Source organism: Curvibacter sp. GW821-FHT01G03 (assembly GCF_059422285.1).
This window is the reverse complement of sequence record NZ_JBWKWP010000007.1, coordinates 20,377-44,983: the sequence shown is the minus strand read 5'-3', so window position 1 is coordinate 44,983 and position 24,607 is coordinate 20,377. Positions and strand designations below refer to the sequence as shown.

Genomic DNA, 24,607 nt, shown 5'->3' with positions numbered 1-24,607 from the left:
GATGAACAAGACAAGCGGTCGTAATGTGGTGGTGGTCGGTACCCAATGGGGTGACGAGGGCAAGGGCAAGCTCGTGGATTGGCTGACCGAAAGCGCCCAGGGCGTGGTGCGCTTCCAGGGTGGCCACAATGCAGGGCACACCCTCGTGATCAATGGCGTCAAGACGGCGCTGCACCTGATCCCCAGCGGCATCATGCGCGCCGGCGTCAAGTGCTACATCGGCAACGGTGTGGTGCTGTCGGCGGCCAAGCTGTTCGAGGAGATCGAAGGCCTGGAGAAGGCCGGTGTCGAGGTGCGCTCACGCCTGCGCATCAGCGAGGCTTGCCCGCTGATCCTGCCTTTCCATGCCGCACTTGATGTGGCCCGTGAGGCGGCCCGCGAAGAAGGCGGTACCGAGAAGATCGGCACCACCGGTCGCGGCATCGGTCCGGCTTATGAAGACAAGATCGCCCGCCGCGCCCTGCGCGTGCAAGATCTGAAGTACCCCGAGCGTTTCGCGGCCAAGCTGCGTGAACTGCTGGCCCTGCACAACCATGTGCTGACGACCTTCCTGGGGTCGCGCAAGTTCGTGTTCGGCGAGGCACTCAAGCCCTACATCGTCGATGGCGAAGTGCAGTTTGAGCCCGTCTACCAAGAAGCCATGCGCCACGCCGAGTTGCTCAAGCCCATGATGGCCGACGTCTCGCGCGAGCTCAACGACGCCCACCAGCATGGCGCCAACCTGTTGTTCGAAGGCGCCCAGGGCACCTTGCTCGACGTCGATCATGGCACCTACCCCTATGTGACCTCCAGCAACTGCGTGGCCGGCAATGCCGCTGCAGGCGCTGGTGTGGGCCCGGGCATGCTGCATTACATCCTGGGGATCACCAAGGCCTATTGCACCCGCGTGGGTGGCGGCCCCTTCCCGACCGAACTCGACTGGGAAAAAGAAGGGACCCCGGGCTGGCACATGAGCACGATCGGTGCCGAAAAAGGTGTCACCACCGGTCGCAGCCGCCGCTGCGGTTGGTTCGACGCGGCCCTGCTCAAGCGCAGCGCGCAGGTCAATGGCCTGACCGGGCTGTGCATCACCAAGCTCGACGTGCTGGATGGCCTGACCGAACTCAAGCTGTGCACCGGCTATGAACTTGACGGCGAAGTGACCGACATCCTGCCCATGGGAGCGGACGACATTGCCCGCTGCAAGCCGATCTACGAAACCATGGAAGGCTGGACCGACAGCACCGTGGGTGTGACCGACTATGACAAGCTGCCCGTCAACGCCCGCCTGTACCTGCAGCGCATCGAGCACGTCACCGGCGTGCCGATCCATGTCATCTCGACCAGTCCGGACCGTGACCACACGATCATGATGCGCCACCCCTACCTAGCCTGACGATCTGGTCTGAGATAGGCTTCTTTTCTTTACAAATTCATGAATAATGAGCCCGTCGCAGGCTTGCGGCGGGCTTTTTAGCGATCCATCCAGGAGCAAATCAGATGCTGACCGAAGACGGTAAACACCTGTACGTGAGCTACGACGAATACCACAGCCTCATCGAGAAGCTGGCCATCAAGATCCACCAGTCGGGTTGGGAGTTTGACACCATCCTGTGCCTGGCACGCGGGGGCATGCGCCCAGGTGACATCCTGAGCCGCATCTTCGACAAGCCACTGGCCATCATGTCCACCAGTTCATACCGAGCCGAAGCGGGCACGGTGCAAGGGCATCTCGACATCGCACGCTTCATCACCACCCCCAAGGGCGAGATTGCCGGACGGGTTCTGCTGGTGGATGACCTGGCTGATTCGGGACACACCCTGAACGCCGTGATCCAGATGCTGAAGAACAACTACGCCCCCATCACCGAGCTGCGCAGTGCGGTGATCTGGACCAAGCAGCTGTCCATCTTCACGCCTGACTATTCGGTGGAGTACCTGCCGACCAATCCCTGGATCCACCAGCCCTTCGAGAGCTACGACAGCCTGCGCCCTGAAAAGCTGCTGGAGAAGTGGAAGATCTGAGTCTTTCACACGCTCTTGCCCATCGGCCGCCGCACTTTCCAGTCGGCGGCCGATTTCGTTGGCGGGTTCAGGCCACGGTGCGTCTCAGGGGGTAGCGCAGCAAGCGCAGCGCGTTCACCACCACCAGCAGGGTCGAGCCTTCATGGAACAGCACGGCAGTGCCCATGTTCAGACCCAGCAAGGTGGCCGGCAGCAGCACCGCCACCACCCCCAGACTCACCCACAGGTTTTGCCGGATGATCCGGCTGGTCTGGCGCGACAGCCCGACTGCGAACGGCAACTGGGCCAGGTCGTCGCCCAGCAGCGCCACGTCTGCGGTCTCCAGCGCCACATCCGATCCCGCGGCCCCCATGGCAATGCCCACGGTGGCGTGGGCCATGGCGGGGGCATCGTTCACGCCATCACCCACCATGGCCACTTGGCCACCGTTGGCCCGCAGGGCCTGGATGGCCTGTACCTTGTCCTCGGGCATCAGTTCGCCATGGGCTTCGGTCAGGCCGATGGCCTGGGCCACAGCCTCGGCCACCCGGTGGTTGTCGCCTGAGATCATGATCAGGCGTTGGATGCCCAGCGCGCGCAACGCCAACATCACTCCGGCGGCGCCGGGGCGGGGGGTGTCCATCAGCCCCAGCACGCCCAGATCACGCTGGCCCAGGCGGACCACCATGGTGCTTCGCCCAGTCTGCTCCAGGGCCTCACGGGTCTGCTCCAGGGCCGCGTCGGGGCTGTCCTGTCCCAGGCGGCTGAACAAGGCCGGCTTTCCGATGCAGGCCGTCTGATGGCCCACCCGGGCCGTCACGCCCAGGCCCGTGAGGCTTTGCAGGCCCAAGACCTCGGGCACGCTGACCGAAGGCCCCAGGCGTTCCAAGGCGCCTTCCACCACCGCGGCAGCCAGCGGATGGTCGCTGTGGCGTTCGACCGCCAAGGCCACCGTCAGCAGCTCTTCGGCGCTGACCCCGGCGGCGGGTTCGACGTCAGTCAGGCTAGGCTTGCCTTCAGTCAGGGTGCCCGTTTTATCGAAGGCCATCGCATCCAGGCGTCCCAGGCTCTCCAAGGGCGCGCCGCCTTTGATCAATACCCCGCCATGCCCTGCGCGCGCCACGCCACTGAGCACGGCACTGGGCACCGAGATGGCCAGCGCGCAAGGGCTGGCCGCCACCAGTACCGCCATGGCTCGGTAAAAACTGGCCGAGAACGGCTCATCCACCACCAACCACGCGAAGAGCAGCAGCAAGACAAAGCTCAACACGAGGGGCACAAACACGCGCTCGAAGCGTTCGGTGAAGGTCTGCGTGGGGGAGCGCTGGGTTTCGGCTTCGGTGACCAAGCGAACCATGCGGGCCATGGTCGACTCGTTGGCCAAGCGTGCCACCACCACCTCCAGCGCGCCCCGACCGTTGAGGCTGCCGGCAAACACGCGGTGCCTGGTAGGCAGGCGTGCGAAATCGCGCAGCGCGGTCTGAGGCGTGCTGACGGGTCCCTTTTCCACGGGCAGGCTTTCACCAGTGATCGGGGCCTGGTTCACGCTGCTCTGGCCAGCCAGCACAAAGCCATCAGCCGGAAAACGTTCGTTGGGTTTGATGAGGATCTGGTCACCGGGACGCAGGGTGGCCACGTCGACCTCTCGGGTGTGTTCGCCCTCACGCAACGTGGCCCGTTCGGGGGTGAACTGGGCCAGGGCCTCGATGGCGCGTCGGGCCCGCCCCATGGCAAAGTGCTCCAGTGAGTGCCCCAGGCTGAACAGGAACAGCAGCAGGCCCCCCTCGGCCCACTGTCCCAGGGCCGCTGCCCCGGCGGCCGCCACCAACATCAGGGTGTCGATTTCGAAACGGCGCGCTCGCAGGTTGGCCCAGGCCTCGCTCACGGTGAACCAGCCGCCTGCCACATAGGCCATGACATAACAGGCCAGCGGTATCCAGCCCGGTGAGGGGTGCCAGGTTTCCAGCAGCCATCCCCCGAGCACCAACACACCGGCGCACAAAGCAAAGGCCAGCTCGGCATGCTCACCCAGCGGTCCATCGTGCGCATGCTGATGCCCGTGCCCGTGCCCGTGCCCGTGCCCGTGCCCGTGCCCGTGCCCGTGCCCGTGCCCGTGCCCGTGCCCGTGCCCGTGCCCGTGGTCATGGTCATGGTCATGGTCATGGTCATGGTGGCGCGCCGCCCTGGTGGACTCGGGGGTCGAAGCGGGCGCTTGAATCAAGGCCCGGGCCTGGTGGCTCAGCGCCTGTTCCGTGGTGCGTTCGCGCAGGTACTCCAGGTGCAGCAGTCCGTCCGGGCCCAGTTCGACACCCAACACGCCCTCGAGTGCGGCAAGGTGCTCAAGCCACACGGGTGGGGGCTCATCCCCCTCGGAACGCGAATCCAGACTCAGGTGTCCGATCTGGCTGGTGATGTGTTGCCCAGAGTCCTGCACCAACAGGCGCAGGCGGGGGAGATCGATCAAATGGGGGTCGAACTGGATGCTCAACTGGGGGGGCGCCTCTTCCTGCAGCACGCGCAACAGATTGATGCCTTGTGTCTGGCGCAGCACCGCGTCCAGGCGTTCGATGCATCGGTCCCCGGCATGGGCAATGTCAGGCAGCACAAGCGACAAGTCCATTCTCAACTCATGGGGGGGCGCCATGGATTCTTCCTTCCGTTTCTGAATGCGAGGGTGAACAAGACCCGTGTTCTGAGGCTTTCAACGATTGTCTTCCAGCCTGCTTGCCCCTGCGTGTTCTCATGGCAAGGCAGTCAACCCATTCGGCCTCGGGGCAGGGGGCTGTGATCGGATGGGGCGGCTTGCCATCCGGGCGGGGTGTGAAACACCTTCATGCCTATGTTTACAAATAGACAAGACCGAAGCTCCCCCTGGCGCGTTAAGGTCACATCAACACTAGGAGTCAATATCGTGCTTAACAAGTCAATGTCACTGGTCGGCTCTATCAATCCGTCTCGCTACTCCAAGGCGCTGAAATCAGGTTTGCTGGCGCTGGCCGTCGGCACCTTCAGTGCTGGGGCCGCCCATGCCCAGGCGTATGTGAACCTGACGGTGGGGGGGCCCATGGCCCCAGGCGTCTATGGTCAGATCTCGGTGGGTAACAATCCCCTGCCGCCTATCATCAATACCGCACCGGTTGTGATCGGCCAGCCCGTGTTGGGGGCGCCTCCGATGTATCTCTATGTATCAACCGTGGAGTATCGGAATTGGGGTCGCTATTGCCGCCGCTACCAGGCCTGCGGTCGGCCGGTGTACTTTGTCCGGGTGGATGACCGGGACCGCTGGTGGGAGCGTCGTGGTGATGGGCCGCATGGGCCGGGGCGAGGCTTCGAGCGTCACGAGGAGCGCCACCAGGACCGAGGCGAGCACCGCGGCTGGGACCGCGAGGGGCGCGGGCCGGGGGGTGATCGCGGCGAAGGTCGTGGGGATCGGCACGGCGATCGCCACTGACGCCGAGCCGGTGGGCGGCCTCAGGGCTCAGGCGATGTCGATCTGATGGATGTCGTAATGGCCGCGGCGTCGATCGGCAAAATAGCACTCCAGCGTTTCCTTGACGGTTCTGAACGCGATCTCGTCCCACGGAACTTCGTGCTCTTCGAACAGCCGGGCTTCGATGGTTTCATGCCCGGGATGGAAGGTTTCGCTGAGCAGGCGGGCTCGGTAAAAAAGATGCACCTGACCCACTCGGATCACGTTCAGGATGCTGAAGAGACCTTCCAGCTCGAACAAGGCCCCGGCTTCTTCCTGGGTTTCGCGCGCCGCACCCTGGGCGGTGGATTCTTCAAGTTCCATGAAGCCTGCCGGCAGGGTCCACTTGCCCCAGCGGGGCTCGATGTTGCGCTTGCACAGCAGCACCTTGGTGCCCAGGTAGGGCACCGTGCCCACCACGTTGAGCGGGTTCTCGTAATGGATCGTGTGGCAGACCGTGCAGACGGCGCGTGGTTTGGTGTCTCCGTCGTCCGGAATCCGATAGGCCACGACCGAACCGCAGTTGCGGCAGTGCTTGATGGGGCTGCGATACGTCATGCCACGAGTGTACGGGCAAGTGCGGCGCTGACGTGCCCAGGGGGATATCGCGTACGCCCGCGTCGGGATCAGGCCCGGACCAGGGCGGGCAACTCGGTCAGTCTCCGCGCCACCACGGCCGCCCAGCGTGCCTTGGACTCGGGATAGATCAGTGATTCTTCCAGGGCAATGTGGCCTTCACAAAGGCTCAGGAACACCTCGGCATAGTGCTGAAACTCGGCTGGATCGGTCCAGCCGTGGCCGTCAGCCATGGCTCGCAGTTGCGGGGCCAGTTCAATCCAGTTTTCCTCGATCCAGCCATGGTCCTGCTGCAGGGTGCGGATGGTCTGGGCCAGCGAGGCGTCAGCAGTGGCCAGCAGGGGCGGAAACACATTGCGTTCCTCTTCGGCGTGGTGCTCTCGCGAGGTGCCAGAGAAGAAGGCCTCAATGGCCGCAGCCTGCTGCTGGGCCCATGGATCCACACCGGTCTCGGCAACGTGCTTGACCAGGGCCTTCAGGGCCTGGAGGTGGCTGGCGATCTGCTGGTGGCAGGCGTCCAGGGCTTCGAAGTCGGCGGATTCGGTGACCGTGCTCATGACGTGCTCCTGTGAATGGGATGGCTCCATCGTAGGACGCGTGCGCCTTGCATTCTTAAGCCATGTCAAGGCTTGTGCTGAAATGAAAAAAGCCCCTCGCGGGGCTCCAAGGGCGTGTGCGTTCGGTGGTCAATCAGGCAATCCGCACGTTCAGCTGGCCCAAGCCGGTCACACCACCTTCCAGCAGGTCCCCCTTGACGACGGCTGACACGCCCTCTGGGGTGCCCGTGTAAATCAGGTCGCCCGGGCTCAACTCCCAGGCGGCCGACAGGTGCTCGATGGTTTCGGCAATGTTCCAGATCAGCTTCGAGATCTGGCTGGACTGACGCTCCTGGCCGTTCACCTTGAGCCAGATCGCGGCCTGTTCCAGATCGCTGACCTGGGCTGCCGGGGTGATGGGACCGATCGGCGCGCTGTGGTCAAAGCCTTTGCCGATGCACCAGGGGCGGCCCTGCTTCTTCATTTCGTTTTGCAGGTCGCGGCGCGTCATGTCCAGGCCCACCGCATAGCCGTAGATGTGCTTGTGCGCATCAGCCGCCGTGATGTTGCGGCCGCCGGTGCCGATGGCCACCACCAGCTCGATTTCGTGGTGCAGGTTCTGCGTCAGGCTGGGGTAGGGCATGGTGCCGGTTTCGCCAGCGTTCACCACCACCAGCGCATCCGCGGGCTTCAGAAAGAAGAAGGGTGGTTCGCGACCGGTGAAGCCCATCTCCTTGGCGTGTTCTTCGTAGTTGCGGCCCACGCAATAGATGCGGCGCACCGGAAAACGGTCGCTGGTACCCAGCACCGGGACGCTCACCGGGGGAGCGGCAGGGATCACATAGCTCATGTCAGCCTTTCAAGTCGTCTTGCAGCGGGGAAGTGAACGGGGGCAAGGGGCTTCAGTTGCCGTCGGAATGGGTCACCAGCTCGAAATGCTCCACCACCGGCGGCGCCGCAAAGAAGGGGCCCACAATGGCTCGCCATTGGGCAAACAGGGGCGACCCACGGAAGCCCTCGGTGTGGTCCTCCAGGGTGGCCCAGAAAATCTGCAGCACATAGCGTTCGGGCGATTCAATGCCGTGGTTCACGGTGAAGCCTTGAAAGCCCTTGGCCTGGCTGATCACGGTGCGCAGGCCACGCTCGATGGCCTCCTCGAAGGCGGCCTGCTGGCCGGGTTGAATGCGAATGTCGGCAAGTTCGAGAATCATGAGGCGTCTCTTTCGTGGCTCGGTCAATGATGCCCCGGAGTCTACCGTCTGCCTTTATCCTTGCGCTCATGAAGCTCTTCAACTATTTCCGATCCTCTGCCTCGTTTCGCGTGCGCATTGCCCTGCAGCTCAAGGGCCTGCCTTACGACTACCAGGCCGTGCACCTGGTCAAAGGCGAACACCGGGCCCCGGCCTACGCCAGCCTGGTGGGTGACCCGCTGGTGCCTATGCTGGAGGTCGACGGCGCCCACCTGACCCAGTCGATGGCCATCATCGAATACCTGGACGAAACCCACCCCGAGCCGCCCCTGCTGCCGGCGGATGCGCTGGGTCGGGCCCGGGTGCGTGCCCTGGCACAGACCATTGCCTGCGAGATCCATCCCATCAACAATCTGCGCGTGCTCAGGTACCTGTCGCATGAGCTGCAAGTCGATGAAGACGCCAAGAACGCCTGGTACCGCCATTGGGTGCGCCAGGGCCTGGAGGCCTTCGAACGCCAGCTCGCCCAGGCGGGCACCGGGCGCTTCTGCCACGGCGACACCCCGGGCCTGGCCGATTGCTGCCTGGTGCCACAGATCTTCAATGGCCAGCGTTTCAAGGTGAACTTCGAGGGCCTGGATCGCACCATGGCCGTTTTCGAGTCCTGCATGGCCCTGGAGCCCTTTCGGCGGGCGCAACCTTCGCAGTGCCCGGACGCCGAGGCCTGAGCATGGCGCAGCCGCCCGCCTCAGCGTTGACCGCGGCCTCAGTCTCCTGGTTCGAGCCTGATTGGCCGGTACCGCCTTCGGTGCGGGCCTTGTTCACCACCCGCCTCGGTGGGACCAGCGACGCCCCATGGGATGCCCTCAACCTGGGCGCCCACGTGGGCGACCGGGCTGAACATGTGGCCCAGAATCGGGCACTTCTGCAGAGCGCAGTGCGCGAGCGCGGCGGTGGCGAGTTGGTCTTTTTGAACCAGGTGCACGGCTGCGATGTGCTGGACGTGGACGCCTGTCCCGTCAGCCAGCCCTTGCAAGGCCAGGCTGCGGACGGATCCATCACTGCCCGCCCAGATCAGGCCTTGGCCATGATGGTGGCCGACTGCCTGCCCGTGTTGATCACCGACCGCTCTGGGCAGCGCGTGGGGGCTTTCCATGCGGGCTGGCGGGGCCTGGCGGGGGTGCAGGGGAGGGGCATCCTGGAGTCGGCCGTCGAGGCTTTTGTCCAGGCCCGGCCGCCGTCGCTTCCGGTGATGGCTTCAGACCTGCTGGTCTGGCTGGGGCCCTGCATCGGCCCTGCGGCCTTCGAGGTGGGTGACGAGGTGCGTCAGGTCTTCGGCAGTGCCCAGCCCGAGGCCCTGTCGCTGTTCCAGCCGGTGGCAAAGCGGCCAGGTCATTGGCTGGCCGATCTGGCGGGCCTGGCCCGGCTGCGTCTGCGCGCCGTGGGTGTCAGTGCCGTGTATGGGAACGATGGCACAAGGGCATGGTGCACGTACACCCAGTCAGCGAGCTTTTTCTCGCACCGGCGCGACAGCCAGCGGTTCGGCGGAACCGGGCGCATGGCCGCCTGCATCTGGCTCGTCTGAGCGGGCTTCCGTGCTCGCTGCAACGTTCGTCGGATCAATCGGATCGGCGAGCGGTGATGCCGCCATGGCCTGCGCGGCATCTGCCGCTTCTCGTTTCTTGGCTGCCTTTCGTCTTGCTGGTGCCCCCATCAGATACAGCACGATCGACATCGGCAGCAAGCCATAGAGTACAAAGGTGACCAATGCGCCCAGCAATGTTCCTGTTGTGTTGGTGGCTTCTGCCACGGCCATCATGACCGCGACATACATCCAGGCGATAAGAACGAGGTACATGTTGATATAAAGACGTGATCGAGTTGCAGAGTCTGCAAGAATCCGGATCAACCCCAATCAATTTTCAACGGACAGTTCATGAGGAGACAACATGAATTCTGAAGCACAGTGGGGTCAAAGCGCCCAGCAATTTCAACACATGCTGAGCGAGGGCTGGGGCAAGGCCCTGCAGGCGTTCCAGCAACTGGGCATCCCATCGTTGCCCACGGCCGCTGCCGCACCCATGCCCCAGATCAGCTTTGATGCTGAGAAACTGCAGGCCTTGCAGCAGCAGTATGTGAAAGACGCCACCGATTTGTGGAATGCCAGTCTGTCGGGTACCCCTGAGGCCCGTGACCGGCGTTTTGCGGGTGAGGCCTGGGGCGGTAACCCGGTGGCCAGCTTCACGGCCGCGGTCTACCTGCTCAACAGCCGCAGCCTGGCCGGTCTGGCCGACGCCGTCCAGGCCGACGACAAGACCCGGGCCCGAATCCGTTTTGCCGTCGAGCAATGGGCTGCTGCCTCGGCGCCAAGCAACTTCCTTGCCTTCAATGCTGAAGCCCAGAAGAAGGCCCTGGAAACCCAGGGCGAGAGCATCGCCAAGGGCCTGCAGAACCTGATGCACGATCTGCAGCAGGGTCACATGAGCCAGACCGACGAAAGCCTGTTTGAGGTGGGCCGCAATGTGGCCACCACCGAGGGGGCAGTGGTGTTCGAGAACGAACTGTTCCAGCTGATCGAATACAAGCCACTGACGGCCAAGATCCACGAGCGCCCCTTCCTGCTCATCCCACCTTGCATCAACAAGTTCTACATCCTTGATCTGCAGCCCGAGAATTCGCTGATCCGCCACCTGGTGGCCGAAGGGCACCGCACCTTTGTGGTCAGCTGGCGCAACCCCGATGACAGCATGGGCCAGAAAACCTGGGATGACTACATCGAGGATGCCGCCATCAAGGCCATCCACACCGTGCAGGACATCACCGACGCCAAGACGCTCAACGCGCTGGGCTTCTGCGTGGGTGGCACCATTCTGGGCACAGCCTTGGCGGTGCTGGCGCAGCGCGGTGAAAAGCCGGTCGAGTCGGCCACCTTCCTGACCACCTTCCTCGATTTCTCGGACACCGGCATCCTGGACCTGTTCATTGACGATGCCTTCGTCAAGTTCCGCGAAATGCAGATGGGTCAGGGCGGGCTGCTGAAAGGGCAAGAACTGGCCTCGACCTTCAGTTTTCTGCGCCCCAACGACCTGGTCTGGAACTACGTGGTCGGCAACTACCTCAAGGGCGAAACCCCGCCGGCCTTCGATCTGCTGTACTGGAACAGCGACTCCACCAACCTGCCCGGGCCGTTTTACGCCTGGTACCTGCGCAACACCTATTTCGAGAACAACCTGGTCAAGCCGGGCAAGGCCGTGGTCTGCGGCGTGCCTGTTGACCTGGGCAAGGTCGACATTCCGGTTTACCTGTATGGCTCGCGCGAAGACCACATCGTGCCCATCACGGGGGCCTATGCCTCGACCCGCCACCTGCCGGGCAAGAAGCGCTTCGTGATGGGGGCCTCGGGCCACATCGCCGGCGTGATCAACCCGCCAGCCAAGAAAAAGCGCAGCCACTGGATCCGCTCCGATGGCAAGCTGCCGGCCACGCACGCCGAATGGCTGGCCGGTGCGCAGGAGCATGCGGGCAGTTGGTGGACCGACTGGACCGAATGGCTGGCAGGCCACGCCGGCAAGCTGATCCCGGCCCCCAAGACCTATGGCAAGGGCGCCAAGTACAAGGCGATCGAACCGGCCCCGGGCCGTTACGTCAAGCAGAAGGCCTGATTCGGGAAACACCCAGGTACGTTTTCATTTTTCCCTGTCCCGGGCGAGACATACTGGGTGCCGAACACACTGATTTTTTGAGCAACACACTCTGGAGCACACATGGAAGACATCGTCATCGTTTCGGCCGCCCGCACGGCCATCGGCAAGTTTGGTGGCTCGCTGGCCAAGATCCCGGCCACGGATCTGGGCGCCTTGGTGATCCGCGACGTCCTGGCCCGCAGCGGCCTGTCTGCCGATCAGGTGGGCGAAGTGATTCTGGGCCAGGTGCTGGCAGCCGGCGTCGGTCAGAACCCGGCCCGTCAGGCCGTCATCAAGGCCGGTTTCGACAAAGGCACGCCAGGCCTCACGATCAATGCCGTGTGCGGCTCGGGCCTCAAGTCCGTGATGCTGGCGGCCCAGGCTGTGGCCTCGGGCGACAGCGACATCGTGATCGCCGGCGGTCAGGAGAACATGAGCCTGTCGCCCCACGTGCTGCCCGGCTCGCGTGACGGCCAGCGCATGGGCGACTGGAAGATGGTCGACACCATGATCGTTGACGGCCTGTGGGACGTCTACAACCAGTACCACATGGGCATCACCGCCGAGAACGTCGCCAAGAAATACGGCGTCACCCGCGAGCAGCAGGATGCGCTGGCCCTGGCCTCGCAGCAGAAGGCTGCGGCCGCCCAGGAGGCCGGCCGCTTCAAGGACGAAATCGTTCCGGTGACCATCCCCCAGAAGAAGGGCGATCCGCTGGTGTTCGATACCGACGAATTCATCAACCGCAAGACCAATGCCGACGCACTGGCGGGTCTGCGCCCAGCTTTCGACAAGGCCGGCAGCGTGACCGCCGGCAATGCCTCCGGCCTCAATGACGGCGCGGCCGCTGTGATGGTGATGAGCGCCAAGCGCGCCGCCAGCCTGGGTCTCAAACCCTTGGGTCGCATCGCCAGCTTTGCGACCTCGGGTCTGGACCCGGCCTACATGGGCATGGGCCCGGTGCCGGCCTCCACCAAGGCCTTGCAGCGTGCCGGTTGGGCGGCTTCGGAACTGGACCTGCTCGAAATCAACGAAGCCTTCGCAGCCCAGGCCTGCGCCGTCAACCAGGAAATGGGCTGGGACACCAGCAAAGTGAACGTCAACGGAGGTGCGATCGCTCTGGGGCACCCGATTGGTGCGTCGGGCTGCCGCATTTTGGTGACACTTCTGCATGAGATGCAACGACGTGATGCCAAGAAGGGCATCGCCTCCCTGTGCATCGGTGGTGGCATGGGAGTTGCCCTAACCATTGAGCGTTGATTTGCCATTCAAAATGGCAAACAGGTCGGGCCTGCTGGTCCGACAAATAGGAGGGGCTGCTGCGGCAGCGCTCCACAACAGGCGCAATAGCTATTAGTTACATAGCAAAAACATAATCAGGAGCGATTCATGAGTCAAAAAGTAGCGTACGTCACCGGTGGCATGGGTGGCATCGGAACCGCCATCTGCCAGCGCCTGCACAAAGAAGGTTTCAAGGTCATCGCTGGCTGCGGCCCGACCCGCGACTTCAGCAAGTGGCTGGCCGAGCAGAAGGCTCTGGGCTACACCTTCTACGCCTCGGTGGGCAATGTGGGTGATTGGGATTCCACCGTCGAAGCCTTTGGCAAGGCCAAGGCCGAGCATGGCTCGATCGACGTGTTGGTGAACAACGCCGGCATCACCCGCGATCGCATGTTCCTCAAGATGACCCGCGAGGACTGGGATGCCGTGATCGAAACCAACCTCAACAGCATGTTCAACGTCACCAAGCAGGTGGTGGGCGACATGGTTGAAAAAGGCTGGGGCCGCATCGTCAACATCTCGTCGGTCAACGGCGAGAAGGGCCAGGCCGGCCAGACCAACTACTCGGCTGCCAAGGCCGGCATGCACGGCTTCACCATGGCCCTGGCCCAGGAACTGGCCAACAAGGGCGTGACGGTGAACACCGTGAGCCCGGGCTACATCGGCACCGACATGGTCAAGGCGATCCGCCCGGATGTGCTCGACAAGATCGTTGGCACCATCCCCGTCAAGCGCCTTGGCGAGCCCAGCGAAATCGCTTCCATCATCGCCTGGCTGGCGTCGGACGAAGGTGGCTATTCCACCGGCGCCGACTTCTCGGTCAACGGTGGCCTGCACATGGGCTGAAGCAAGCCTTGTTTTCAGTCGACCCCGCCTCTGGCGGGGTTTTTTTTCGTCTTTTTTGGTCAATTAGGCCGACGAGCGGGAACCATGGGGTGATGATCGATTCCGACTGGGAGGCTTGACAGCCTGTTTACAGTGCTGCCAGGGCGTTTGCCACAGCGGCATCCTGACCGCCATCACCCCAATGAGGACCTTCTGCCCATGCCCCACAGCGTTTCCCTGATCAGCACGATTGCCGTGGGCCTGGGCCTGTCCCTGATCCTCGGCTTCGTCGCCGTGCGCCTGCGCCTGCCTGCCCTGGTGGGCTACCTGGTCACGGGCATGATCGTGGGGCCCTTCACCCCGGGCTTCGTGGCTGACGCTGAAATTGCCTCGCAGTTGGCCGAGATCGGGATCATGTTGCTGATGTTCGGCGTGGGCATGCATTTCTCCTTTGCTGACCTGATGGCGGTGCGCCGCCTCGCGCTGCCGGGGGCGGTGGTTCAGATGACGGTGGCCACCCTCATGGGCATGGGTCTGGCCTGGGCCTGGGGATGGGCGCTGGGGCCGGCCCTGATGCTGGGGCTGGCCTTGTCTGTGGCCAGCACGGTGGTGTTGTTGCGGGCGCTGGAATCGTTTGGGTTGACGGATTCTTTCACCGGCCGGGTGGCCATTGGCTGGCTGGTCGTGGAAGACCTGGCGATGGTGCTGGTGCTGGTGCTGCTTCCCCCTCTGGCAGGTGTGCTGGGGGCGTCTGACCCCGCCCACGCGGCCGCGGGCAGTGCGTCGCTGCTGGGCACGCTGGGGCTCACGCTGTTGCGCGTCGGTGCGTTTGTGGCGGTGATGCTGGTGCTGGGGCGCCGGCTGTTCCCCTGGCTGCTCAAGCAGGTGCATCGAACCGGTTCGCGCGAGCTCTTCACGCTGTGCGTGGTGGCGGGCGCCGTCAGCATTGCCTATGCCTCGGCCGCTTTGTTTGGCGTGTCGTTTGCGTTGGGCGCTTTTTTTGCTGGCATGGTGATGCGGGAGTCCGAGTTCAGCCACCAGGCGGCGGAAGAATCCCTGCCCTTGCGCGATGCCTTTGCCGTGCTGTTCTTTGTGTCGGTGGGCATGTTGTTCGATCCCCAGGTGCTGCTGGATCGCCCGCTTCAGGTGCTGGGGGTGGTGCTGGTGATCATGCTGGGCAAGACGGTGGCAGCGGCCTTGTTGGTGGTGGCCCTGGGCCAGTCCTTGAGCACGGCCTTGCGCATCGCGGCCAGCCTGGCGCAGATCGGCGAGTTCTCGTTCATCCTGGTGGGCCTGGGGCGCACCTTGGGTCTGCTGCCCGCAGAGGGGCAGAGCCTGGTGGTGGCGGGGGCCTTGATCTCGATCGCCTTGAACCCCTTGCTGTTCGGCGCCTCCGGACCCTTGTGCACCTGGCTGTGCCGCCATTCAGCCCTGGCGCGCCGGCTGGAGTCGGCAAGCTAGGCATTCCTTTGCCTGCGCCGGCTCAATCGAGAGTGGCATGCCGATCCAGCAAGGCAAAGCAAGGGTCCCGTGTTTCCATGTCTCACCCCGTTGAACCTGCATTCGAGTCGGGTTTCCCAAATACCTGAGAGGGGTTTTGCGTGTGCGCTGTGATGCCCCGCGTGATCGCCCTGGCCCAGGTTGGCCAGGGTGGTTGGTTGAGGGCTTGAGCGCTTGCTCAACGCCGGGCTGCCGGGGCTTTGTGAGTAGATGCTTACCCCTGAGAGCTTTTGTGTCTTTGTTTTGCACCTGGGTGACAAGGTCGGGTCTGTTGTGGAATTCCACAATGCTGACACGTTTCATGGGCTATACAATCGCGCCCACTTTCGAGCAGGGTCCGGTCCGTTCCGGGCTTCATCCAAATGAATTCAAACCAAAAAACGCCTCAATCCAGCCCCGCTGCCCGCCCCGCCAAGCGGCCGCTGTACAAGTCCCTCTATGTGCAGGTGCTGTTGGCTGTGACCATCGGGGTCTTGCTGGGGCATTTCAACCCTGGCCTGGGGGCCGACATGAAGCCTCTGGGCGATGGCTTCATCAAGCTGATCAAGATGATCATCGCCCCCATCATCTTCTGCACGGTGGTGGTGGGCATTGCCGGCATGGAAGACATGAAGAAGGTCGGCAAGACCGGTGGCCTGGCACTGATGTATTTCGAGATCGTCAGTTCCCTGGCGCTGGTGGTGGGCCTGGTCATCGTGAACGTTCTGGCGCCGGGCGAGGGCATGCACGTCGATCCAAGTACCCTCGACACCAAGGGCATTGCAGCCTACACCGGCCCGGGCAAGATGCAGGGCACGGTTGATTTTCTGCTCAACGTGATCCCCAACTCGGTGGTGGATGCGTTTGCCAAGGGCGAGATCCTGCAGGTGCTGCTGTTCGCGGTGCTGTTCGGTTTTGCCCTGCACAAGTTCGGCGGGCGCGGCACCCTGGTGTTCGACTTCATCGAGAAGACCTCGCACGTGCTGTTCGACATCGTGGGCATCATCATGAAGGTGGCCCCCATCGGTGCCTTCGGTGCCATGGCTTTCACCATCGGCAAGTATGGCGTCGGTTCGCTGTTCAGCCTGGGCAAGCTGATGGGCTCGTTCTACCTGACCTGCCTGATCTTCGTCTTCGTGGTGCTGGGCACCATCGCCCGTGTGCACGGTTTCAGCGTCTGGAAGTTCGTCAAGTACATCAAGGAAGAGCTGTTGATCGTGCTGGGCACCTCCTCGTCCGAGTCGGTGTTGCCGCGCATGATGGAGAAGATGGAGAACCTCGGTGCCCGCAAGTCGGTCGTCGGGCTGGTCATTCCCACCGGGTACTCGTTCAACCTGGACGGCACCTCGATCTACCTCACGATGGCCGCCGTTTTCATTGCACAAGCCACCGACACGCCCATGACCCTGGTGCAGCAACTGACCTTGCTGGCCGTGCTGCTGTTGACCTCCAAGGGCGCTGCCGGCGTGACTGGCAGCGGCTTCATCGTGCTGGCGGCCACCCTGTCGGCGGTGGGCCACGTGCCGGTGGCGGGCCTGGCGCTGATCCTGGGCATCGACCGCTTCATGTCCGAGGCCCGGGCCCTGACCAACCTGGTGGGCAACGGTGTGGCCACCCTGGTGGTGGCACGCTGGACCGGCGATCTGGACATGAAGCGCCTGCAGGCGGGCCTCAACAACGAGACCTGGCAAGAGGCCGATGCCCCCGAGGTGCTGCTCGATCAGAAACAGGAAAAATTCGGCGCACATTGAGCGTCTGCAGTCGCCTGCCTGAAAGACCAGCCTGCGGGCTGGTTTTTTTGTGGGCGCCGCGCCTCCATTAGCATCCCCACCATGTGTGCCCACTACCAATCCTTGCGTGACCCGGCCGCCTGGCAGCGGGGTTTCGGCCTGGCGCCACCCGACGGCGGGCGCGATGATGTCTGGCCCAGTTACCCGGCCGCTTTCATCCGCCACCCGCAACCCGTGCCTGCCGCCGGGCTGCCGGCAGACCGGGTTGCGGCCGAGGCCCTGATCGGGCGCTTTGGCCTGGTTCCCCATTGGGCGCGTGACGAGGCTGTGGGCCGCCATACCTACAACGCGCGCAGCGAGACGGTGGCCAGCAAGCCCAGCTTTCGCGATGCCTGGCGCCTGGGGCGCCGGTGCGTGGTGCCCGCCGAGGCGATCTACGAGCCCGACTGGCGCAGTGGGCGGGGCGTGCCCACCCGCATCCGGCGCCGTGATGGGCAGCCTCTGGCCCTGGCGGGGGTCTGGACAGGCTGGCGCAGCCCCTCTGGCGAGGTGCTGCGCAGTTTCAGCCTGCTGACGGTGAATGCCGATCAGCACCCTTTCATGCGTCAGTTCCACAAGCCCGATGAGGAAAAGCGCATGGTGGTGGTGCTGCCCCCTCAGGCCCTGCACCGCTGGTTGCAGGCCCCGGTGGCAGACGCGGCTGCCTGGATCCAGGCCTGCGCCGACGATGTCCTGTGCGTGGATGAGGCCAGCGAGCCCACCGCCCCATCCGTACCTTTGACCCCTTCAGGCGGGCTGGGCGACACCGACGAGACGCTCAGCCTGCAACTGCCCCTGACCTAAGCTCAGCCGGCCGCGTTGCACACATCGGCTGTAGTCCATTTCAGGCAGCAACTGTCCACCGGTGGTCCAGACGATGTGCGTGGCCTGGGGCAGGTGGGGCCTCAGCCCGCGTTGGTCCAGCCAGGCCTGACCCGCCGGCGAGCCCAGCAATCGCCCAGGTCCGCTGAAGCCCGCGGCCGCCGAAGGCTCGATGCGCAGATCGGCGTGGTCCAGGGCCAGCACCAGGTGCTCGAACAAGGTGGCATCGGCCACCGTGAACACCCCCGACAGGCGCGGGCGCATCAGGCCCGCCGCCAGCAATGAAGCCCGGGGCACGGCCAGTCCGTCGGCCTCGGTCTGGTTGCTCAGGCCGTGGTCGTACACCGAGGGGTGGGCATCCGGTGCGGCCATCATCTGCAGCAGAAAGCAGGGCGATTGCACCGGCTCGGCAAAGAAACAATGCACATGCGCACCCATCAGCTCGCGCAGCCCGAAGGCGATGCCCGCCGGTGCACCGCCCACACCACAGGGCAGGTAGACAAACAGGGGGTGTTCGGCGTCGACCTGCCGCCCCTGCTGCTGCAGTTGGTCGCGCAGGTGCAGGGCGGCAGTGCTGTAGCCCAGCAACAGTGACGCCGAGCGTTCATCATCCACAAAATGGCACAGCGGGTTGCCGGCGGCCTGGGCCCGGCCGGCGGCCACGGCCTTTTCATAGTCGCCCAGGTGCTCCACCACCTCGACGCCGCGCTGGCGCAGGCGCTCTTTCTTCCAGGCCTTGGCATCGGCCGACATGTGCACCACCGCCTTGAAACCCAAGGCCGAAGCCATCACACCGATGCTCAGGCCCAGGTTGCCGGTGCTGCCCACGGCCACCTGGTGTTGGGCGAACAGCGCGCGTGCCGCACTTTGGCCCAACACCCGGTAATCGCTTCCGGCGTCGATCAGACCGGCCTGCAGCGCCAGGGCTTCGGCCTGTTGAAGCACCTCATGAAAGCCACCGCGGGCTTTGATCGACCCCGCCACCGGCAGGTTGTGGTCGGTCTTGACCCACAAAGCCCCCTGTTCAGCTCCCAGGCCCAGGGCGCCCTGAAGCCGGGGGGCCGGCAACAGCGCCGATTCGATCGCGCCCTTGCTGGCCCGCAGCTCCGGAAACAGATCGGCCAACAGCCCGGCAAAGCGTTGCAGGCGCGCGGCGGCGGCCCGGGTGTCGGCCAGGGTCCATCCGATCGGGCCGTCCGGGCCATCGGAGGGGGGGCTGCAGGGGGAGGGCTTGGACAGCTCGGGGTTGAGCCACAGGGTGGGCCGGGCCTGACGGATCTGGCCCTCCAAGGTCGCGGGGGAGGCTGGCAAAGTCATGAAGGGGCGCCGGCCACGCGGGGTGGCCCTGCCTGAAAAGCCGCGCCGCAACAGCGGCCCGGTGGGGAGAAATCGGTTTCAAACCCGGCATTCTTCACCCGCTGGCCTTGCGATGCAAGCAGCACCAGCCTGGGGCGGCCTGACCCGAAACGGTGACCTTGGGCCCGGCCGCGCTGGGCGGGGCTTTGCGCCCGCTGCAACCCGTCAAGGTGCATGGCCGGGCACCAGGGCAGGGCGTTGTCCGGGGGCGGGGCCTTGGGTGAGCACCTGGCATGCTGTTTGCACTGAGTTGCCCGCCTCGGTTATCAAAACCTGTATAGACAGCATATTGGTGCAAATCCCGATGAGGTGCACTGACTTGGTGAGGGACACTGCGGCAAGCGCGCACGGCGCAGGCCGGTGGGCGTTTGCGTTCATGTGACCTGCCTTGTTGTATAGACAGGATGGGTGCCCGGATGGTCCGGGCACTTGGCGCGGCGCCAGGGGCGCCTTGTGCAAACGGGGTTTCAATCCTTACAGGAGCATCAAAAATGGGTCGTTCAATGTTCAAGCTGGCGTCGTTGGTGGGCGCTGCAGGGCTGGTGGCAGGGCTGGCGGCGCCGGTGCAGGCGCAGGAAACCAAGATCGCCCTGGGCATGTCGGGCTGGACAGGCTTTGCACCCCTGACCCTGGCGGACAAGGCCGGGATCTTCAAGCAGCATGGCCTGGAGGTTGATCTCAAGATGATCCCTCAGAAAGACCGGCACCTGGCCCTGGCCTCCAAGGCCATCCAATGCGCGGCCACCACCGTCGAGACCCATGTGGCCTGGAACGCCAACGGCGTGCCCATCGTGCAGATCTTCCAGATGGACAAGTCCTATGGTGCCGATGGCCTGGCCGTGCGCAATGACGTCAAGGGCTTTGCGGACCTCAAGGGCAAGACCGTCGGCGTCGATGCCCCGGGCACCGCGCCGTATTTCGGCCTGGCCTGGATGCTCAGCAAGAACGGCATGAGCCTCAAAGACGTCAAGGTCACCACGTTGGCGCCCCAGGCGGCGGCGCAGGCCTTTGTGGCGGGCCAGAACGATGCGGCCATGACCTACGAGCCTTACCTCTCGACCGTGCGCTCCAACCCCACCGCCGGCAAGATCCTGGCCACCACGCTCGATTACCCGATGGTGATGGACACCGTGGGCTGCGACCCCGCCTGGCTCAAGGCCAACCCCAAGGCCGCCCAGGCGCTGACGGACTCGTACTTTGCCGCGCTGGAAATGATCAAGAACGATCCGGCCAAGTCCAATGACATCATGGGCTCGGCCGTCAAGCAGACCGGTGAGCAGTTTGCCAAGTCGTCGGCCTACCTGCGCTGGCAGGACAAGGCCGCCAATCAGAAGTTCTTCGCGGGTGAGTTGACCAGCTTCATGAAGGACGCCACCACCATCCTGCTGGAGGCCGGCATCATCCGCAAGGCACCGGAAAACCTCGCCGTCACCTTCGACGCCAGCTTCATCAAGTAAGCCATGAGCCGTTCGCAAGCCATGCCTTCCGCCCTGGCCAGCCCTGTGGCCGCGGCGCCCCGCCGGCGCAGCCCCTGGGCGCCGCTCGAACCCGTCAGCCTGCGTGCGCGCTGGCTGCTGGGCCTGGGTTTCTTTGTGGTGTTCGTGTTGGTCTGGGCCGGCTTCACGCTGGGCGGCTTGGTCTCGCCCACCTTTCTGGCCAGCCCCGTCACGATGGCACAAGAGGCCTGGCTGCTCTTCACCGAGTACGGCTTTCACAAGGACATCGGCATGACGGTGTGGCGCGTGCTGGGCGGCTTTGTGCTGGCGGCTGTCATCGCCGTGCCCCTGGGCATCGCCATGGGCGCCTACAAGGGGGTTGAGGCCTTCTTCGAGCCCTTTGTCTCGTTCTGCCGCTACCTGCCGGCCTCGGCCTTCATCCCGCTGCTGATCCTGTGGGCCGGCATCGGCGAGTTGCAGAAGGTGCTGGTGATCTTCATCGGCTCGTTCTTCCAGATCGTGCTGATGGTGGCCGTGATTGTCGGCGGCGCCCGCAAGGACCTGGTCGAGGCGGCCTACACCCTGGGCGCCAATGGCCGCGGCATCGTGCGCCGCGTGCTGATCCCTGGTGCGGCCCCCGAGATCGCCGAAACCCTGCGCCTGGTGCTGGGCTGGGCCTGGACCTATGTCATCGTGGCCGAGCTGATCGGTTCCTCGTCGGGCATCGGTCACATGATCACCGACAGCCAGGCCTTGCTGAACACTGGGCAGATCATCTTCGGCATCATCGTCATCGGGCTGATCGGCCTGGTGTCCGACTTCGCTTTCAAGGCCCTGAACCGGCGCCTGTTCGTGTGGAGCTTCTTCAAATGAGCCAGTTGTCCATCCAGGGCGTCTCGCGCGTCTTCGAGTCCAGCCGCGGCCAGCGCACCCAGGCCTTGCTGCCGGTCGATTTCGAGGTGCGCGACAACGACTTCGTCACCATCCTGGGCCCCTCAGGTTGCGGCAAGAGCACCTTGCTGCGCATCGTGGCCGGCCTGGATCACCCCAGCACCGGCCGCGTGCTGCTGGACGGCCAGCCCGTGCAGGGCCCGGGCGCCGACCGCGGCATGGTGTTCCAGAGCTACACGCTGTTCCCCTGGCTGACCATCGAGCAGAACGTGCGCTTCGGCCTGCGCGAGCGCGGCATGAGCGAGGCTGCTCAGAAAGAGCGTGCCGATTTCTTCATTGCCCGCGTGGGCTTGCGTGGCTTCGAGCAGCACTTTCCCAAGCAGCTCTCGGGCGGCATGCAGCAGCGCACGGCGATTGCCCGCGCCCTGGCCAACGACCCCAAGATCCTGTTGCTCGACGAGCCCTTCGGCGCCCTCGACAACCAGACCCGGGTGCTGATGCAGGAGCTGCTGCTGGGCATCTGGGAGGCCTCGCGCAAGACCGTGCTGTTTGTCACCCACGACATCGACGAGGCCATCTTCATGGCCAACCGGGTGGCGGTGTTCAGTGCCCGCCCCGGGCGCATCAAGACCGAGCTGGCGGTGGACTTTCCGCACCCGCGCCACTACACGATCAAGACCAGCCCCGAGTTCATGGCCCTCAAGGCCCGCCTGACTGAAGAGATCCGGGCGGAATCCATGGCTGCGGCCGAGCACTGAGGTTCGACGCCCACTGTCCCGCGCCCACTACGATAGCGCCCCATGTCACCCACGCCCGCCAGTCGCCGCAAGGCCTCATCCCATCTGCCCGCCACCGCGGTGGCCTCGGCCAGCGCTGTGCCGCTGACCGCCGCCACCTCTTCGCTGCCGCCGGCGCTCGCGCTTTACCAGCAGATCAAGGACCACATCTCGCGCAAGATTCAGGACGGCTCCTGGCCGCCGGGGCACCGCCTGCCGTCCGAGCACGAGCTGGTGGCGCAGTTCGGCATCTCGCGCATGACCGTCAACCGGGCCCTGCGTGAGCTGACCGAGCAGGGCAGGGTGGTGCGGGTGGCCGGTGTGGGCAGCTTCGTGGCCGAGGAAAAGCCCCAGTCCACCTTGTTGCAGATCGCCAACCTGGCCAGCGAGATCCGCCAGCGGGGTCATGACTACCGCTGCGAGGTGCTGGTGGTGGAGCGCATCTCCGCTTCGCTGGAGGTGGCCGCCGCGCTTGACCTCCGCCTGGGCGATTCGGCCTTTCACTCGGTGTGCGTGCACCTGGAAGACGGCGTGCCGGTGCAACTGGAAGACCGTTACGTCAACCCCCGGGTGGTGCCCGACTTTGGCGCGCAGGACTTCAGCCTGCAGCAGCCCTCCGAGTACCTGGTGCGCAACGTGCCTTTCGATCAGGTCGAGCACGTGGTGGATGCCGTGCTGCCCACCCTCGAGCAGGCCGAGCGCCTGGCCATGGTGCCCACCCAGCCCTGCCTGCTGCTGACCCGGCGCACCTGGACCCGTGGTGTGCCGGTGACGGTGGTGCGCTGCCTGCACCCGGCCTCACGCTACCGCCTGGGCAGTCGTTTCAAGGCCGACGGCAACCCCGTCTTCGGCTGAGCCGGCCACGCTTTTTGGACGGCCTTGTTTTCGTTTCAGACAACTTGTATAGACAGGATGGTCAACATGACATCGAACCCCATCGCTACCGCCCCCGAGTTGCTGCTGGAGCCCGGTCAGGTGAGCCTGGCCCAGTGGCGCCGCATTGCCTCCGGCGGCCTGAACCTGCGCCTGCATGCATCGGCGCACGCCGGCCTGCTGGCGGCCCAGCGCTGCGTGCAGCGCATCGTTGATGAAGACCAGGTGGTGTATGGCATCAACACCGGCTTCGGCAAGCTGGCCAGCACCCGCATTGCCCATGAGCGCCTGGCCGAGCTGCAGCGCAACCTGGTGCTGTCGCACAGCGTGGGCACGGGTGATCCGCTGCCCGCCCCGGTGGTGCGCATGGTGCTGGCCTCCAAGGCGGTCAGCCTGGCGCGCGGCCACTCGGGGGTGCGGCCCGAACTGGTGGACGCCTTGCTGGCGCTGGCCAATGCCGATCTGCTGCCGGTGATCCCGGCCAAGGGTTCGGTCGGGGCTTCGGGCGATCTGGCCCCTCTGGCCCACTTGGCCTGTGTGCTGATCGGCGAGGGCGAGGTGATGCTGCCCGAGGGGGGGCGCCTGGGCGGCGCCCAGGCCCTGGCGCGCATCGGCTTGCAGCCCTTTGTGCTGGGCCCCAAGGAGGGGTTGGCCCTGCTCAACGGCACCCAGGTGTCCACTGCGCTGGCACTGGCTGGCCTGTTCGGCGCCGAAGAGGTGCTGGCCGCCGGGCTGGCAGCCGGGGCCTTGTCGCTGGAGGCCATCAAGGGCTCGGTCAAACCGCTGGATGCGCGCATCCATGCCGCCCGGGGGCAGCCCGGCCAGATCGCCGTGGCCGCTGCGCTGCGTGAGTTGCTGGAGGGCAGCGACATTGTTCATTCGCACGAGCACTGCGGCCGTGTGCAAGACCCGTATTCGATCCGCTGCGTGCCCCAGGTGATGGGCGCCTGCCTGGACAACCTCCAGCACGCAGCCCGTGTGCTGCAGACCGAGGCCAATGCCGCCTCGGACAATCCACTGGTGTTTGACAACGGCGATGTGATCTCGGGCGGCAATTTCCACGCCGAGCCGGTGGCCTTTGCCGCCGACATCATCGCCCTGGCGGTGTCCGAGATCGGTGCCATTTCGGAGCGCCGCATGGCCTTGCTGTTGGACACCGGGTTGTCGGGCCTGCCGGCTTTTCTCATCCGCGACAGCGGCGTCAATTCGGGTTTCATGATTGCCCAGGTCACGGCCGCGGCGCTGGCCTCCGAGAACAAATCGCTGGCCCATCCAGCCAGCGTCGACAGTCTGCCCACCTCGGCCAACCAGGAAGACCACGTCTCCATGGCCACATTTGGTGCCCGCCGCCTGGCCGACATGGTGACCAACACCGCCGTGGTGGTGGGCATCGAGGCCATGGCCGCCGCCCAGGGCCTGGATTTCCAGCGCCCCTTGAAGAGTTCGCCAGCCGTGGAGGGCCTGATGGCCGGCATCCGCCAGCGCGTGGCCTTCCTGGAGCAGGACCGCTTTTTGGCCCCCGACATCGAAGCCATGCGCCTGTGGGCTCGCCAGACCGATTGGCCGGCCTGCCTGAAGGCCGTCTGGCCCAGCGCAGCGGCTGCCGGGCTTTGACCTGACGCCTTCCATTTTTCGTCCACCGTCTTACCAGGAGTGTTGACC

At 64.8% G+C, this 24,607-nt stretch carries 22 protein-coding genes and 1 pseudogene; 16 read left to right on the top strand and 7 right to left on the bottom strand.

Features of this window, described 5'->3' with window-relative positions; translation table 11 throughout:
• The first annotated feature begins 1 nt into the window (after position 1).
• Positions 2-1,375 (top strand): adenylosuccinate synthase, encoded by a 1,374-nt coding sequence (locus AC07VS_RS11240; RefSeq protein ID WP_492345163.1) that lies wholly within the window; start codon positions 2-4, stop codon positions 1,373-1,375.
• 104 nt (positions 1,376-1,479) lie between these two features.
• A complete protein-coding gene (locus AC07VS_RS11235; protein ID WP_492345164.1) occupies positions 1,480-2,004 on the top strand; it encodes a phosphoribosyltransferase in 525 nt (174 codons plus the stop codon).
• 67 nt (positions 2,005-2,071) lie between these two features.
• On the opposite strand, the gene AC07VS_RS11230 is transcribed toward AC07VS_RS11235, so the two are convergent.
• Positions 2,072-4,603 carry a heavy metal translocating P-type ATPase gene (locus AC07VS_RS11230; protein ID WP_494750974.1) on the bottom strand — a complete coding sequence of 844 codons (2,532 nt, stop codon included), beginning with the start codon at positions 4,601-4,603 and terminating at the stop codon, positions 2,072-2,074.
• Between the two features lie 291 nt (positions 4,604-4,894).
• On the opposite strand from AC07VS_RS11230, the gene AC07VS_RS11225 reads away from it, so the two are divergent.
• On the top strand, positions 4,895-5,434 hold the full coding sequence (locus tag AC07VS_RS11225; protein ID WP_492345166.1) for a hypothetical protein: 540 nt from the start codon (positions 4,895-4,897) through the stop codon (positions 5,432-5,434).
• Between the two features lie 27 nt (positions 5,435-5,461).
• On the opposite strand, the gene AC07VS_RS11220 is transcribed toward AC07VS_RS11225, so the two are convergent.
• The 4 genes from AC07VS_RS11220 to AC07VS_RS11205 form a co-directional block, all read right to left on the bottom strand.
• Positions 5,462-6,010, bottom strand: a complete 549-nt coding sequence (locus AC07VS_RS11220; RefSeq protein ID WP_494750973.1) for an NUDIX hydrolase — start codon at positions 6,008-6,010, stop codon at positions 5,462-5,464.
• Between the two features lie 68 nt (positions 6,011-6,078).
• Positions 6,079-6,585 (bottom strand): hemerythrin domain-containing protein, encoded by a 507-nt coding sequence (locus AC07VS_RS11215; RefSeq protein WP_492345168.1) that lies wholly within the window; start codon positions 6,583-6,585, stop codon positions 6,079-6,081.
• Between the two features lie 133 nt (positions 6,586-6,718).
• A complete protein-coding gene (locus AC07VS_RS11210) occupies positions 6,719-7,414 on the bottom strand; it encodes a fumarylacetoacetate hydrolase family protein (protein ID WP_492345169.1) in 696 nt (231 codons plus the stop codon).
• Between the two features lie 52 nt (positions 7,415-7,466).
• Complete coding sequence (locus tag AC07VS_RS11205) at positions 7,467-7,775, bottom strand: antibiotic biosynthesis monooxygenase family protein (protein WP_027475463.1); 309 nt, start codon at positions 7,773-7,775, stop codon at positions 7,467-7,469.
• Positions 7,776-7,843: 68 nt separating this feature from the next.
• On the opposite strand from AC07VS_RS11205, the gene maiA reads away from it, so the two are divergent.
• Both maiA and pgeF read left to right on the top strand, forming a co-directional pair.
• The gene (gene maiA / locus AC07VS_RS11200) at positions 7,844-8,482 is read left to right on the top strand and encodes a maleylacetoacetate isomerase (protein ID WP_494750972.1); all 639 of its coding nucleotides are present in this window, start codon (positions 7,844-7,846) and stop codon (positions 8,480-8,482) included.
• A 2-nt stretch (positions 8,483-8,484) separates the two neighbouring features.
• Entirely contained in the window at positions 8,485-9,339 is an 855-nt protein-coding gene (gene pgeF, locus AC07VS_RS11195; protein ID WP_494655549.1) for a peptidoglycan editing factor PgeF, read from the top strand.
• Here pgeF and AC07VS_RS11190 read toward each other — a convergent pair.
• Positions 9,256-9,612: a hypothetical protein gene (locus tag AC07VS_RS11190; RefSeq protein WP_492345172.1), complete on the bottom strand. Its 357-nt coding sequence runs from the start codon at positions 9,610-9,612 to the stop codon at positions 9,256-9,258. The genes pgeF and AC07VS_RS11190 overlap by 84 nt on opposite strands.
• Before the next feature lie 91 nt (positions 9,613-9,703).
• Between AC07VS_RS11190 and phaC the strand changes: the two genes are divergently transcribed.
• From phaC to AC07VS_RS11160, 6 genes and pseudogenes are all read left to right on the top strand, one after another.
• Positions 9,704-11,416, top strand: coding sequence for a class I poly(R)-hydroxyalkanoic acid synthase (phaC, locus tag AC07VS_RS11185; RefSeq protein WP_492345173.1), 1,713 nt, complete (start codon positions 9,704-9,706; stop codon positions 11,414-11,416).
• 102 nt (positions 11,417-11,518) lie between these two features.
• Positions 11,519-12,697 (top strand): acetyl-CoA C-acetyltransferase, encoded by a 1,179-nt coding sequence (locus AC07VS_RS11180; RefSeq protein ID WP_494655552.1) that lies wholly within the window; start codon positions 11,519-11,521, stop codon positions 12,695-12,697.
• A 129-nt stretch (positions 12,698-12,826) separates the two neighbouring features.
• Positions 12,827-13,564, top strand: coding sequence for an acetoacetyl-CoA reductase (phbB, locus tag AC07VS_RS11175; protein WP_492345175.1), 738 nt, complete (start codon positions 12,827-12,829; stop codon positions 13,562-13,564).
• 198 nt (positions 13,565-13,762) lie between these two features.
• A pseudogene (locus AC07VS_RS11170) lies at positions 13,763-14,992 on the top strand (cation:proton antiporter domain-containing protein); the annotation flags it as partial.
• Between the two features lie 413 nt (positions 14,993-15,405).
• Positions 15,406-16,773, top strand: a complete 1,368-nt coding sequence (locus AC07VS_RS11165; protein ID WP_494655553.1) for a dicarboxylate/amino acid:cation symporter — start codon at positions 15,406-15,408, stop codon at positions 16,771-16,773.
• Positions 16,774-16,854: 81 nt separating this feature from the next.
• On the top strand, positions 16,855-17,595 hold the full coding sequence (locus AC07VS_RS11160) for an SOS response-associated peptidase (RefSeq protein ID WP_494750971.1): 741 nt from the start codon (positions 16,855-16,857) through the stop codon (positions 17,593-17,595).
• On the opposite strand, the gene dsdA is transcribed toward AC07VS_RS11160, so the two are convergent.
• Positions 17,539-18,930, bottom strand: coding sequence for a D-serine ammonia-lyase (gene dsdA, locus AC07VS_RS11155; protein ID WP_494750970.1), 1,392 nt, complete (start codon positions 18,928-18,930; stop codon positions 17,539-17,541). The genes AC07VS_RS11160 and dsdA overlap by 57 nt on opposite strands.
• A 530-nt stretch (positions 18,931-19,460) precedes the next feature.
• On the opposite strand from dsdA, the gene AC07VS_RS11150 reads away from it, so the two are divergent.
• The 5 genes from AC07VS_RS11150 (at position 19,461) to hutH (ending at position 24,559) form a co-directional block, all read left to right on the top strand.
• Positions 19,461-20,426 carry an ABC transporter substrate-binding protein gene (locus AC07VS_RS11150; RefSeq protein WP_492345181.1) on the top strand — a complete coding sequence of 322 codons (966 nt, stop codon included), beginning with the start codon at positions 19,461-19,463 and terminating at the stop codon, positions 20,424-20,426.
• Positions 20,427-20,429: 3 nt separating this feature from the next.
• Positions 20,430-21,278, top strand: a complete 849-nt coding sequence (locus tag AC07VS_RS11145) for an ABC transporter permease (RefSeq protein WP_494655556.1) — start codon at positions 20,430-20,432, stop codon at positions 21,276-21,278.
• Positions 21,275-22,054 carry an ABC transporter ATP-binding protein gene (locus tag AC07VS_RS11140; RefSeq protein ID WP_019575348.1) on the top strand — a complete coding sequence of 260 codons (780 nt, stop codon included), beginning with the start codon at positions 21,275-21,277 and terminating at the stop codon, positions 22,052-22,054. Before AC07VS_RS11145 ends, AC07VS_RS11140 begins: the two co-directional genes overlap by 4 nt.
• Positions 22,055-22,096: 42 nt before the next feature.
• On the top strand, positions 22,097-22,927 hold the full coding sequence (gene hutC, locus AC07VS_RS11135; protein ID WP_492345183.1) for a histidine utilization transcriptional repressor HutC: 831 nt from the start codon (positions 22,097-22,099) through the stop codon (positions 22,925-22,927).
• Between the two features lie 66 nt (positions 22,928-22,993).
• Positions 22,994-24,559 (top strand): histidine ammonia-lyase, encoded by a 1,566-nt coding sequence (gene hutH, locus AC07VS_RS11130; RefSeq protein WP_494750969.1) that lies wholly within the window; start codon positions 22,994-22,996, stop codon positions 24,557-24,559.
• Positions 24,560-24,607 lie beyond the last annotated feature (48 nt).

Coding starts and splice junctions, on each gene's coding strand:
- pgeF (WP_494655549.1), top strand. CDS start 8,485: ATGGCGCAGCCGCCCGCCTCAGCGTTGACCGCGGCCTCAGTCTCCTGG.
- AC07VS_RS11145 (WP_494655556.1), top strand. CDS start 20,430: ATGAGCCGTTCGCAAGCCATGCCTTCCGCCCTGGCCAGCCCTGTGGCC.
- AC07VS_RS11150 (WP_492345181.1), top strand. CDS start 19,461: ATGGGTCGTTCAATGTTCAAGCTGGCGTCGTTGGTGGGCGCTGCAGGG.
- AC07VS_RS11235 (WP_492345164.1), top strand. CDS start 1,480: ATGCTGACCGAAGACGGTAAACACCTGTACGTGAGCTACGACGAATAC.
- maiA (WP_494750972.1), top strand. CDS start 7,844: ATGAAGCTCTTCAACTATTTCCGATCCTCTGCCTCGTTTCGCGTGCGC.
- AC07VS_RS11230 (WP_494750974.1), bottom strand. CDS start 4,603: ATGGACTTGTCGCTTGTGCTGCCTGACATTGCCCATGCCGGGGACCGA.
- AC07VS_RS11180 (WP_494655552.1), top strand. CDS start 11,519: ATGGAAGACATCGTCATCGTTTCGGCCGCCCGCACGGCCATCGGCAAG.
- AC07VS_RS11215 (WP_492345168.1), bottom strand. CDS start 6,585: ATGAGCACGGTCACCGAATCCGCCGACTTCGAAGCCCTGGACGCCTGC.
- phbB (WP_492345175.1), top strand. CDS start 12,827: ATGAGTCAAAAAGTAGCGTACGTCACCGGTGGCATGGGTGGCATCGGA.
- AC07VS_RS11160 (WP_494750971.1), top strand. CDS start 16,855: ATGTGTGCCCACTACCAATCCTTGCGTGACCCGGCCGCCTGGCAGCGG.
- phaC (WP_492345173.1), top strand. CDS start 9,704: ATGAATTCTGAAGCACAGTGGGGTCAAAGCGCCCAGCAATTTCAACAC.
- AC07VS_RS11190 (WP_492345172.1), bottom strand. CDS start 9,612: ATGTACCTCGTTCTTATCGCCTGGATGTATGTCGCGGTCATGATGGCC.
- AC07VS_RS11165 (WP_494655553.1), top strand. CDS start 15,406: ATGAATTCAAACCAAAAAACGCCTCAATCCAGCCCCGCTGCCCGCCCC.
- AC07VS_RS11140 (WP_019575348.1), top strand. CDS start 21,275: ATGAGCCAGTTGTCCATCCAGGGCGTCTCGCGCGTCTTCGAGTCCAGC.
- hutH (WP_494750969.1), top strand. CDS start 22,994: ATGACATCGAACCCCATCGCTACCGCCCCCGAGTTGCTGCTGGAGCCC.
- hutC (WP_492345183.1), top strand. CDS start 22,097: ATGTCACCCACGCCCGCCAGTCGCCGCAAGGCCTCATCCCATCTGCCC.
- AC07VS_RS11205 (WP_027475463.1), bottom strand. CDS start 7,775: ATGATTCTCGAACTTGCCGACATTCGCATTCAACCCGGCCAGCAGGCC.
- AC07VS_RS11240 (WP_492345163.1), top strand. CDS start 2: ATGAACAAGACAAGCGGTCGTAATGTGGTGGTGGTCGGTACCCAATGG.
- dsdA (WP_494750970.1), bottom strand. CDS start 18,930: ATGACTTTGCCAGCCTCCCCCGCGACCTTGGAGGGCCAGATCCGTCAG.
- AC07VS_RS11210 (WP_492345169.1), bottom strand. CDS start 7,414: ATGAGCTATGTGATCCCTGCCGCTCCCCCGGTGAGCGTCCCGGTGCTG.
- AC07VS_RS11220 (WP_494750973.1), bottom strand. CDS start 6,010: ATGACGTATCGCAGCCCCATCAAGCACTGCCGCAACTGCGGTTCGGTC.